Source organism: Veillonella atypica, from assembly GCF_041431435.1.
GTDB lineage: Bacteria > Bacillota > Negativicutes > Veillonellales > Veillonellaceae > Veillonella > Veillonella atypica.
In genome coordinates this window covers 170,227-182,530 of record NZ_JAPVXV010000002.1, presented here as the reverse complement: position 1 = coordinate 182,530, position 12,304 = coordinate 170,227, and the positions used below count along the sequence as shown (strand labels likewise).

Genomic DNA, 12,304 nt, shown 5'->3' with positions numbered 1-12,304 from the left:
ATTACGAAGCAGAGCTACTAGTATGAGCTTGGAGATAGTATGGCAATATACAATGTATTTTTAACATTTCTTAGTCTGGTGACTAGTACGAGTATAAAACAGATAACGAATGAGGATTTTGATGATGATATGCGGGATAGTATTACGACGAATGAATCCGCATTAAAATATGTATTGCATCATACGTGGCGTGAGAAGGAAACGGCAGATGTATCATTTGATAAGATTTTCTTGTTATGCACAGATGATGTGTTGAAAGCCAAGGAAACTACGGGCATTTCTTCGTATGATATATTTCTTAAACAAATGGTGGAGGTATATTATAATAAGGGAAAAAATATTAATACTTTCACCCATAGCATTGAACAAATTCCGTGTGGCGATAATCTCGATGATTTAGACCGCGTTAAAACGAGTATTATTGATGTATCGCGGAGAATCCTTGCTTTTAAAGATAGCGTTATGGGCGATCAAAATGAGGTGCGCCTCTATATGGATACTACGGGTGGGCCGAGAAATGCAGCGATGATTTTGCTCGTTATTAGTCGAATCATGGCGTACCATGGCATTACGGTGCGGGGCGTGTATTACTCGAGTTTAAAACGAATTGATAATGTGCCGAAGGAAATCACGGTGCATCGTATCTTAGATGTGTACAACCTGTTTGACATGATTGCCGGATTTGAAGAGTTCAAATTATTCGGCAGTGCCAAAAAACTGAATGAATATTTTGATGCTGAGGATGCATCTCCATCCAAGGACGAAACGATAGATAGTTCAACACATCAATTGTTGACTGCCATGGATGAATTTTCAGAGGCCATTAATATTTCGAGCCGAGGTGCCTTTGAAAAATCTATAGCTAATCTTGATGAAAGTTTGTCGTTAGTAAAAGCATCTGCTCGTTATGAATGTCGCAGTAAATCGTTTAATCAAGAATTGGTAGAATTGTTACAACAGCCGATAGAAGAATCCTATGCTGAGTTATTAGAACATCATCATAATGATACATCCGATGAATTGGCGTATATCGATTGGTGCCTCGATCATGATTATTTACAACAAGCGTTAACACTGTTCTGTGAATATGTACCAGAATATGTGGTAGACAAGGGAATTATTGAGGTGGATGAGGATGTACTGGCTAATGATAAAGAGTTAGTTAAAGATTTATATAATCCTTCAGATTTACGGTCTACACCGATGCGATTGTTTAATGCTATTAATAAAGCGAGACGACAAATATCAGAATGTGGTGGTGAACCTGCAAAAGAAGAGTTGGCACCAAAATTAGATCGAAGAATACGTAAAGTCTTAAGTGAGATTACTAATGAGCGTGATAATATTATTCACAATGAAACTGATTTATTTCAACAAAAAAAACTTATTGATGAATTAGTTGATAGACAGATACAACAATTAGCATCTAATTGTAGTAGCCTTTTACAAGGAAAGGGATTTAGCTTATATCCGCCGGAAGATGTGGAAATTAAAAACTATACGTTAATTGATTGGATTTATTTTCTCGGTGATATTATGAAATCACCGTCTAATATTGTTAATATTAATGATGTATTTTTGCCGATGCGCTTACATTTTTTTAAGGTTGTGTTCAAGGACTATCCATGTAATAAATATGTTATTATTGATGCGGAGACAAATACAATTCAATTTAAGAATACAGCGAATGAAGCATATCAAGCCGTATGTAATGATTTTATCAACTATATTACAGGTGGCTTTGATGGTAAGCAGTATAAAGGTTTAATTATATATCGTGCTGATACGGCGAACCTTTCACCATTACAATATGCTGAGCAGCTTATTCGATTGTCCAAGGATAATAAGGTTGATTTGTATAATTTGCCAGGTGTTATAATTCCTCATAAGGATTTAGAAAATGTGAGTAATACATTGGTGTTTTTAGAGCAATATTTTGAAATCAAAAAAGCTCGGAATGATAGTAATCATGCTAATAAAGAGGCTCTTTGTAAATACACTACAGCTTGTGAGTTACGAAGAGAGATAAAACAATGTGTTAATCTCGCAAGATTTTTAGGCAGAAAATAATATATAAGAACGGCTAGAAAACATGTGATGAATCTTGTTTTCTAGCCGTTTGTAATTATTTGTGAGTAGTATTTGTACGAATAAAATTGCGAACATCTCGGATTTCAGTAAGGCATAAGTCTATTTGTTCTTTTATGTCCGCACTTCCTTGCCATTGGCCACGTTTTTCTTCTCGTGCATGAGCTGTATCGTTTCGACTACCTTTAAGCAATCTATATAGATTTAAGACGCTTGCAATCTTTTGTATTATCTCTAGATGATTATGTAAACATGGGTGTAATATGAGTCCATCAATATCGTATAGTTTGAGTGGAAATAAATCTATAGGATATTGGTATGTTACTGCTTGTGAAAATAAGTAGCGATATATGTACTCATAATCTGATGAAGTGAGGAGTGATAGAAATGCTTTTCGTATTTTAAATAGCTGTTTTGTTGCATTTAATTGAATTTTATATTGTGGTGTGATTGTGATAATATCATCATAATCTCCTGCATTTCGTAATTCTTGCTTAAGTGCTTGTACGACATATCGTCTGAACTGTATTGGGAATTCGTTTATATCAAGAATATATTGACTATTTACACATAGATTACTGATAAGACGCAAGAATTTGATCGGAAGATTTTTATCATCATTTTCGTAGGTATAATATTTGAATATTGCATCTGCTTCCTTAGCGGCTATGGTGCTAATAGTGGTATTAATACTATCTAGTAAATTTTTCTCAAAATTTGGAAATGATGTATCTTCTCGGGTGATGTTGAAAGCACGGTTAGATTTCCGTGCTGCTGTCGATTCTTTGATGATTTTATTACATTCTCTTTTATAGTCGCCGTTTATATATTCATGAAATGATTTCTTAATCTGATTGATGATTGGTTTGCTTCGTTCATTAACCATTTCAATGATTTTCGCAGAATATGTATTAATTGTATTGAAATGTTCCATATACGAGTTTAGCTCTGAATTGGCATTTACTGGAAAGAGTTGCTCATCTAATGTAAACATATTGGAATCAAGAATGACACGAGGTACAAATTCCGCAAATAATGCAAGTGCTTGTTGTAGGTATCCATTGTTAAGGCACCAGTCAATATAGGCTAAATCATCTTCTTTGTTATTCAATACAATATTATAGTTGTTTTGGATGGTAGGACTCATCATTTTTAGTGCTTCAATCTCAAAATTTTTATGACTTGTTGTACTCATAAGTTGTGAAGCATTTTTAGTGGATTCGATATCTGTTAGAGTTTGATGGATATCTTCCATGGATAATTGGAATAAGCCTCGACTTGAAAGACGAATAGCCTCTGAAAAATCGCTCATTTTTACGAGTAGTGTTTCGACTTGTTTATCAGGCTTTTCCAATGTGTTTACATAGGTCTTTAATGTATCTACACTGCCGAATTGATTAAACTCTGCAAAACCTGTAATCATATCATAAATGTTATAGATAGAGTTCCCTTCATACACTAATATTTCATCACGATTTTTATTATTCATATTAGCGTATAGAATAGATCCGATTTGAATGCCTTGAAATGCTACCAAACGAATGATGGCAATCATCAACATAATTGCTGTACGAGGGCCACCTGATAAGTCAACATGTAATATAACATTATCTTCTGTTGGTAACTCTTTATAGTAAGACATGATTGCTTGGGACATATCGATGATACTATCCTTTAAATTATTTATATCATCAATATCGCCACAATCTATATAGTTAATTGTATCTTCATTCCAAGTTAGGGGTATATGCATTGTATTTATGTAGTTATTCATTTGTTCTTCAAAGATATTTAGCGTTGATATGTCTGATTCTTTGAATGTGTCTACTAGCTCAGGTGTTTTAAAGAAAAAGAGCTTATCTAATATGAAAGTAGGATTTTCTATCAATTTATTATGTAGTAAATATTTTAGTGCAGACTCATTTGTTTGAAGAATTGTATTTAATGGATCGATATCCATAAGATTGATAATTGTTTTTTTTAATTTTTCGGGATTAAAAGTGAAACGTGTATCAAGAGTACTTAAAAATGTTAAATAAATATGATGTTCCATGATATAGCTCCTATTACATTGAAATGAATGAACCTTTCATGAATACTATACCAAATTTTAAGTACTGTATATAGTAGTCTGTCATAATATATCTAGATAGATTTATCAAGATGAATTTATGCCAATATAGTTTTATAGATTCTTTCGTCTTAGTTATTTTGAATATGGTGATATTAGTAATTCATATATAATCAAGTTGTGGGCGATAAGAAATCACTTAGTTGAAAGTATTAGGTTGGTCCTAGAAATTTTGGTGAAATCATTATTACTAATAAGGAGGTGTATTATGTCCCCATTAGCGGTAGATGCTGCAGTTGCAGTGTTAGTAGCAGTGCTAGATGCACTTGATGAAGACTAGTATTAATTGAAGTATTTTCGTATATATTATGAGGAGGTGTTTTATATGTATCCATTTATAGGTTTTGCAGTAGTTTTTGGTTTATGTAAATTATTTGAGGATTAATATTTTAAGTATATTTTTATTAAAGGTGGTGAATAAAATGGGAGGAACATTCGGTCAGCTTAGATAATATTTTATTGATTGTGTCATATAGAAGCTAGGTATCTCCTAGTAACTTTGATGCAGTATTTTTTGTTTGTTAATGTAAGTATGAATTGTTAAGGTTTTAAAAAGGAGGAGTTAATATGTTACCAGTATTAGGATTTTTAGCAGCTGCATCTGCGTGGGAAGTCTTTTCAACAACTGTAACAATAGGAACAACAATATATCGGGCAACACGGGACTAGTTAGCATTCTGTAATAAAAGGAGGTGTTACATATGTCAATTATACTAGGATTATTAGTGCTGTATGTTGTGGTATCATGTTTTGGAGAATAATTTTGAAAGTAATAAGTGAATATAAGAATGGATAGACCTATTCGTGTGATCTGATGCGAGTAGGTCTTTTTTTGTAAATTAGCTATGAAATAGGTTTTCTTGGCTTATAAAAGTTATCAAAATAGCGATAAGCCCAGTTACTACCTGTATTTTATAAAAATTGTTCCTTTTAGAAAATCTCCCTACATATTGACGTAAAACTCGAAAACCCTTATAATTACTGTAATCTTAGAAAAATCATTTTCTACCAGTATTTACCTAGGTTCGTAGGCATTGTGAACCGAATGGGAGCATGTTTTGACCGTTTACGGTGTGAGGTTTTCTAAAACCTAATTTTGAGCCCCATGAATACTGGCTTTCTAGGACTCGCTGTTGCAACAGTACTTACCGTTTACGGTATTGAAACCTTCATGGAATTTATTTAAGATACCTTCGATCATTCCAAGAGGTTGCAACAGTACTTACCGTTTACGGTATTGAAACAATGGGTCTCAGAACTCATTGGAGCCCTATTTTGAGTTGCAACAGTACTTACCGTTTACGGTATTGAAACTTTAGAAAATTTTAAAAATACTTTAATAGAAAATTTTAAGTTGCAACAGTACTTACCGTTTACGGTATTGAAACCCATAGTAGCACCACCACCATTAGAGCTAATAATAGGTTGCAACAGTACTTACCGTTTACGGTATTGAAACTGAACCATTTACTGAGACTGAATTAGTAGAGCAATTGATGTTGCAACAGTACTTACCGTTTACGGTATTGAAACTCAAATACGATAGAATCACCATATGCACTTTCGTTGCAACAGTACTTACCGTTTACGGTATTGAAACTGCCATATGGCTTAATACTATAAACTATATATCATATGTTGCAACAGTACTTACCGTTTACGGTATTGAAACTCTAATTCTTCGTATAGCATAGTATACCTCTTTCTGCGTTGCAACAGTACTTACCGTTTACGGTATTGAAACAATAATCTTCTTCATCTTCATAAATTGAATATGTGTTGCAACAGTACTTACCGTTTACGGTATATATGATGAATATACTCACAAATCTTTAGTTATTGCCTTCATGCTAGAAAACCTTAACCAGTAACATATCTTTTAAAATTTTATGATTTTTAATAACATACCGTAAGTAAATACCCCCAGTAGACAATTGTGTTTACTGGGGGATATTTTAGTTATTTTACAATATTTTTTTTTGTCATAGCTATTATTAAACTAATTTAATGTATAGTATTGCAATTATTGACGGAACTTTATGACTACCCTATAATTAAAATTAACAATTCATGAAATTCTCATGATTTACAAAGTATTTGTAAATGGTTGAGGTGGCATATGGGGACACATAATTTTTCAAGATTAGAGACCATAAATCCTGAGATGTATAAAATGGCTACGGATTCTGAACGGTATTTGTATGCAGATCATCAAATTGCATTAGTTAAGTTGCGCGTGTTTGCTGAAAGTTTTACTAATTATTTGTATAACGACTTACAGTTGCCTAATAATCCTAATGAAAACTTTTGTAGTAAATTACAAAAATATGAATTTTCTAGAGCAGTTCCACATGATATTATAAAAAAATTGCATCTTCTTCGTGTTAATGGTAATGATATGGCCCATAAAGTTATTGAGTGTGATCAAAAGGTGGTTAATCATTGCTTAAAGGAATCATATTTATTGAGTAAATGGCTATGTTTTAAATTGGACCCTACTATTACGGATTATCCTGAATTTGTTTTACCTGAAAATAAACCTTTAGTACATCCAGTTGATTCTATCGATTTGGACGAAGAACTAGAAGCTTTACATCGTGACCCAGATGGTTCCATTGCTAAACGAAACGAAGTATATAGTAAGATTAGTTCTGAGGAACGTGAAAAAATTACGGAGGTACATGCTAAGGAATATGCTGATGTTATTGAAAAGAATCATATCAATTTATATCCAGAAGAAACCGCAGCTTACTATCATTTGGTAGACGAGTTTAAAGGATATGCTTTGACCGCAGATCAGCAAGAATTAGTAGCGCAACTAGAGGATTTCCTTAACAATGATTCGGAACATGTGTTCCTAATGAAAGGTTATGCTGGTACAGGTAAGACTTTCATCCTTAAAGGTGTGGTTAATTATCTTAAGAATGTTGGACGTAGTTGCAGTTTATCTGCGCCAACTGGTAAAGCGACGTTGGTATTGCGTGAGAAAACAGGTCATTCTGCATCTACTGTACATTCTATGATTTACTCTCTTAATACGTTGAACGAATATGGAAGAAATCAAGAGGGAGAAACCTTTAAACTAGTATTCGAATTAAAGGACAATGAAAATCCAGCTAATCATGTGTATTTGATTGATGAAAGCTCCATGTTGTCCGATGCTATGGCAAATAACGAATTCATCCAATTTGGTAGCGGGAAATTATTAGATGATTTAATGTACTATATAAATCTAGATGCTAATGAACATGCTAAGAAAGTCATTTTTATTGGTGATGATGCACAGCTTATGCCTGTTAGAATGAATCACTCTCCAGCTTTATCTGAAGAGTATTTTAAAAAGTTATACGGTGATGAATTTCCTATTCGTTCCTTCCAACTTACTGAAGTAGTACGTCAAAAAACAGATAGCCTCATTTTAAAGAATGCCTTACATATTCGAAATGATTTAGCTCGACATCAGTTAAATCGTTTAACTATTGAGCAAGATGATTCAGAGGTAGTAGGCATTAAGGCTGAACAATTTTTAGACACTTATATGATGAACTGCAATAATAATATGGATGCGCAGACCATTGTGATTGCCTCTAAGAATGACTTAGTAGGTATGTATAACATGATGATACGAGAGTCCTTATATCCTGGGGCTAAGACAATAGTGCCAGGTGATCGAATTATGTTCTCTAAAAATACATTTATCGATGGACACCGCGTGTTTAATGGAGAATTTGCAACAGTTACGGCTGTAGATCATGTAGAGTCTCGTCGAATTCAATTGAATAAAGAACGGATTGTAGATCTTAACTTTAGACATGTTCAAGTCGAATTTATTAATGAAAATGGTATGCGTATTGTAGCACCTACCTTGTTGATAGAGGATTTATTAACATCGCCTAATGCCATGTTGGATGCAGATGAACAAAAAGCATTATATAAAGATTTTTATATAAGAAACACTAATGCTTTAAAATCTATTGCGCAACAAATGAAAGCAGAAAATAAGGATGATGGATCAGAAGAAGAGCATAAGAAAATCCATTTTAATAATAGTCATGAACGGTTGAAATTAATGATGTCAGATCCGTATTTTAATGCAGTTCAGGCTAAATATGGATATGCAATTACATGCCATAAAGCACAAGGCAGTGAGTGGAAACGTGTATTCCTCGATTGTCAGCATTATAACAACATACTATCCGTAGATGGATTTAAGTGGTTATATACAGGAATCACAAGGGCAACGGAGTGCTTGTATTTACTTAATTGGTGGGATAGAAGAGCTGATTCTAATATTGAAGTAGATGAATTGAAATTCGCTGAAAATCAAAAACAACTAACTTCAAAACTACAAGAAGATTGTGCAATTGATACATATCTTGATTTTGAGTTAGCTTCATTGCCTAGTATTTCGCAAGGTATTTGCCGCATGGTTGTTAAGACTTTGGCAGGTCAAGATATTACTATTAAGAAAGTTGTATCTCATGACTATCATGATATCTATCAAATTCAGATTGAAGGTAAATTAGAAGAGTATAAGATTTACTATAATGGCAAACATATTATCAGGAGTATAAGTCCTAGTAATAAAAATAATTCTAATCAATTATATACTTCACTGAATATGTTGGTAGGATTGTTGATACAAATGGATGAAAAACCACTTATGGAACAAACACAAAATGTGGAATCGATTGTTCAACGAGCAGTATATCCAGAACCATTTAAAGAGTTTTTACAAGCTTATAGCGAACAGTTAGAAGCTAAGTTGCAAGAACATCATATTGGAATTAAAGAAATCAAGTGTGCTCCGTACCGAGTTCGATATACTTTCAAAAGAGGTATAGGTACTATTACGATGGATATCATTTATAATGGTAAAAAACGAGTTACGAAAACCCAGTTTATAGATAGCTTATGTAATGATTCGGACTTGGCTGACGATATTAAATCCGTTTTGGAAGAAGGAGTTATGTAGCTATGGAAACTAAGACGAAGTATACGAGCAAGGATGTTTTTGATTTACGTCATCAAGATATTGATCGTGCATTCGAGTTAGCAAAAGAATTAATGAACATGGCAGGTCATGATGCATGGAATATAAGAGCCTATGCGTGGTGTTTAATTGATTTAATTAAACGCGGAGTTAATACAAATCAACTTGAACATTTAGAAGAATATTGTAATGAATTACAAGCTCTAGAAATTGATAATTCTAAGGGAACTGAAGAAATCTTGCTTAAACAGCGTGAGTTTGCTATACGGATGGCTAGTCCAGAATATAAAGGGCTTCAGGAGATTAAGGCCCTTAAGGACGCCAATAAATTTGTGGAGGCGGCCAAACGAGCAAAAGCATTAGTGAAACAATTTCCGGATAATTTGACTGTTAAACGCTCTTATGCTTGGCGTTTATATACTCTCTTAAAACAAAAGATAAGTGACAAAGTCGTTAATTTTGATCATGTTGTATTTTATTTAGATGAGATTTTCTCATTGGGGCTTTCAGATGAAACTTTATTGATGCGGTGTGTATGGAGAAGTATCTTATCTTTTAAGGATGAAGAACAGCCTATTAAATTATATATGTATGCGTTACAAACTGATTTTAATTGTTTTGAGTATGAGGATTATAAGACTAGCACTTATACCGATGCAGATGGGAAACAACGCGAAGGTAGTTCTTTAGTCTCAAGAATTTTGAAGAAATCCCTAGATGGTATTAATAAAAAGGTTGATGAGGATAGCGTTATTGCATTATGTGATATAGCAACATCACAGTTAAGTAAGTTACATGAAAATACATTGTTTTTGAAATGGAATATTGCCAAAGCGTTAACGATGGTAAATCAGCTTGACCGTGCTCAAGCTATCATTATTAAGCTATTATATGACAAACCTTATGAATTTTGGCTTTGGAAGGGATTGGCAGAAACCGTAGAAGGTGATGCAAAGCTCGCATTGGCATGTTACTGTAAATCGATACTGTGTCAAACAGATACATACTATAATGGTAAGTCAAGACTCGGCTTGATTAAGCAGTTAATCGAATTAGAATGGTTTGATATAGCTAGTTCTGAAACGCGGTATTTGATTAAAGCTAGACAGGAAAAGGGGCACAAGATTGAAGACATATTAAATCAATATGTGAAAGCTTCTTGGTATATGCCGGATAGTAAATCTGTTACTGATGATTTTTATATTGAGCATAGTGTGCCTGCATTGGCATTGTTGTATAAGGATTTACCTTGGTATGAAGGAATTGTTGGGACGACTTATACAACTGAAAAAGGAAAAGCTACTAATATTATTGTGATGAAATCCAATTCTGAGCCACCTAAGGAAATTCATGTTAAACCTTCTATGTTACGTAATATATCTAAAGAATTTGGTACACCTATTCGTGTAAAAATGAAATGGACTGGATATAGTAGTGGTGACATTTTTATGATTGAGCAGACTGATGCGACAAAGGAGTTCCCTCATCATATTGGTATTGTGAATCAAGTGGATGCCCGGCGTAATCGTGCTTATATAGTGGCCAGTGGTGATGTTTTACTTGTCTATACTGTTAATGAAAGCACTCCTTTACAGGTAATGGATGTTGTATCTGTTTCCTATTCATCTGCTGAACGTAAGGATGGTACCGTTGTAAATAATGTTCTTTCCTGTGAAAAGGTAAGGCAAAACCCACCTAGTTCATTAGTTATGGATTTTGAGAATATAGTAAAAGTTGTTACTGGCGGGATTGCTTTCACAGAACGTACCAATGTATTTATAGAACGTCAACTAGTAGATGATTATAAATTGGTTAGTGGTGATGTAGTTGCTGGTACTGCGATTCGCTCCTATGATCGTTTAAAAAATAAATGGGGGTGGAGTGCCGTAGAAATCTCATCTGTAGATGTGGAAGGCTATAAAAAGCTACCATCATACTCTAAGTATTAATCTGTAGCGAAATGAATTCTTCCTAGTTTTTTTGAATACGTATAATTTGATACCTTTGTTATAATAAACACATCAGTTAACACTGAGTACTTAGTGGTGCAAGGTGCGAATGTAAAAATTTCTCCTTTCGGTAAATAATATAAACTATATCATTAAAGTTCGTTCTGCCTCGCACCTCTAAGCATAGCCTTGTCCGTATGGTAACATATGGGCAGGGCTCTTTTGTTTTATCTAATTAGTATATTGTTCTTAGTTATTTTGATGAGATTAATTGGTCGATGTGATATATACTATACACAGTTGATACGTTATTGAATGAATAGGAGGTGGACCTATGTTATTATTATTAGCATGGTTGTTATCTGACTAGTTTTGTCAGTTTATGGTATTGAAACTCAATCTGAGTTACCTTCCAAGTTTGATATTGGAATATGCTTGTTATAACAGTGCTTATCGATAACCCCGAGTAGATCAATTTGATTTGCTCGGAGGGGTGTTTGTCTTAGTTATTTTGATAGAGGGATTTTTACTTATTGGTTTATACTATGAATGTAGGTTGTTGTAGATTGTGAGGTTAATGAACATGAAACGAAATTTAATTCTAAAGTTATAGTTGAATGAAATGTATTTAATCATATTATTAATAAGGAGGTGTTATACTATGTCCCCATTAGCGGTAGATGCTGCAGTTGCAGTATTAATAGCAGTGCTAGATGCACTTGATGATTAGTTTCTACTGAATTAAGTATGTGTTATGTTTGTTGTATAAGGAGGAATGAATATGTTTCCATTGGTAGGTGTAGTAATGAGCCTTGTAGAAGGTGCGTCTTTTGGCGTATCAGTATATGAAATATTTAAGGATTAATTTGATATAGGAGTAGGAGGTGTATTATGTCCCCATTAGTAGTAGAAGCTGCAGTTGCAGTGTTAGTAGCAGTGCTAGATGTACTTGATGAAGACTAGTTTTAATTGAAATATTTTCGTATATATTATGAGGAGGTGTTTTATATGTTCCCATCTATAGATTTTGGTTTAGTACATGTATGTGTTGAGGTATAATTAAAAAGTGAATAATGAATTAGATAATGGTTAGACCTATTCGTGTGATATCATGCGGGTAGGTCTTTTTTATAATATACTATC

At 33.5% G+C, this 12,304-nt stretch carries 4 protein-coding genes and 1 CRISPR repeat array; of the genes, 3 read left to right on the top strand and 1 reads right to left on the bottom strand.

Going from position 1 to position 12,304, the window contains the following annotated elements; all coding sequences use genetic code 11:
* The first annotated feature begins 39 nt into the window (after nucleotides 1-39).
* Nucleotides 40-2,070 (top strand): hypothetical protein, encoded by a 2,031-nt coding sequence (locus tag O3598_RS03475; RefSeq protein ID WP_371451780.1) that lies wholly within the window; start codon nucleotides 40-42, stop codon nucleotides 2,068-2,070.
* A gap of 55 nt (nucleotides 2,071-2,125) precedes the next feature.
* On the opposite strand, the gene O3598_RS03470 is transcribed toward O3598_RS03475, so the two are convergent.
* Nucleotides 2,126-3,862 carry a hypothetical protein gene (locus O3598_RS03470; RefSeq protein ID WP_371451778.1) on the bottom strand — a complete coding sequence of 579 codons (1,737 nt, stop codon included), beginning with the start codon at nucleotides 3,860-3,862 and terminating at the stop codon, nucleotides 2,126-2,128.
* A 1,489-nt stretch (nucleotides 3,863-5,351) separates the two neighbouring features.
* Nucleotides 5,352-6,032: direct repeats of the CRISPR family, unit length 35 nt; unit sequence GTTGCAACAGTACTTACCGTTTACGGTATTGAAAC.
* A 306-nt stretch (nucleotides 6,033-6,338) separates the two neighbouring features.
* Between O3598_RS03470 and O3598_RS03465 the strand changes: the two genes are divergently transcribed.
* Nucleotides 6,339-9,194 (top strand): ATP-dependent DNA helicase, encoded by a 2,856-nt coding sequence (locus tag O3598_RS03465; RefSeq protein WP_371451776.1) that lies wholly within the window; start codon nucleotides 6,339-6,341, stop codon nucleotides 9,192-9,194.
* A gap of 2 nt (nucleotides 9,195-9,196) precedes the next feature.
* Nucleotides 9,197-11,161 (top strand): DUF7017 domain-containing protein, encoded by a 1,965-nt coding sequence (locus O3598_RS03460; RefSeq protein WP_371451774.1) that lies wholly within the window; start codon nucleotides 9,197-9,199, stop codon nucleotides 11,159-11,161.
* Nucleotides 11,162-12,304 lie beyond the last annotated feature (1,143 nt).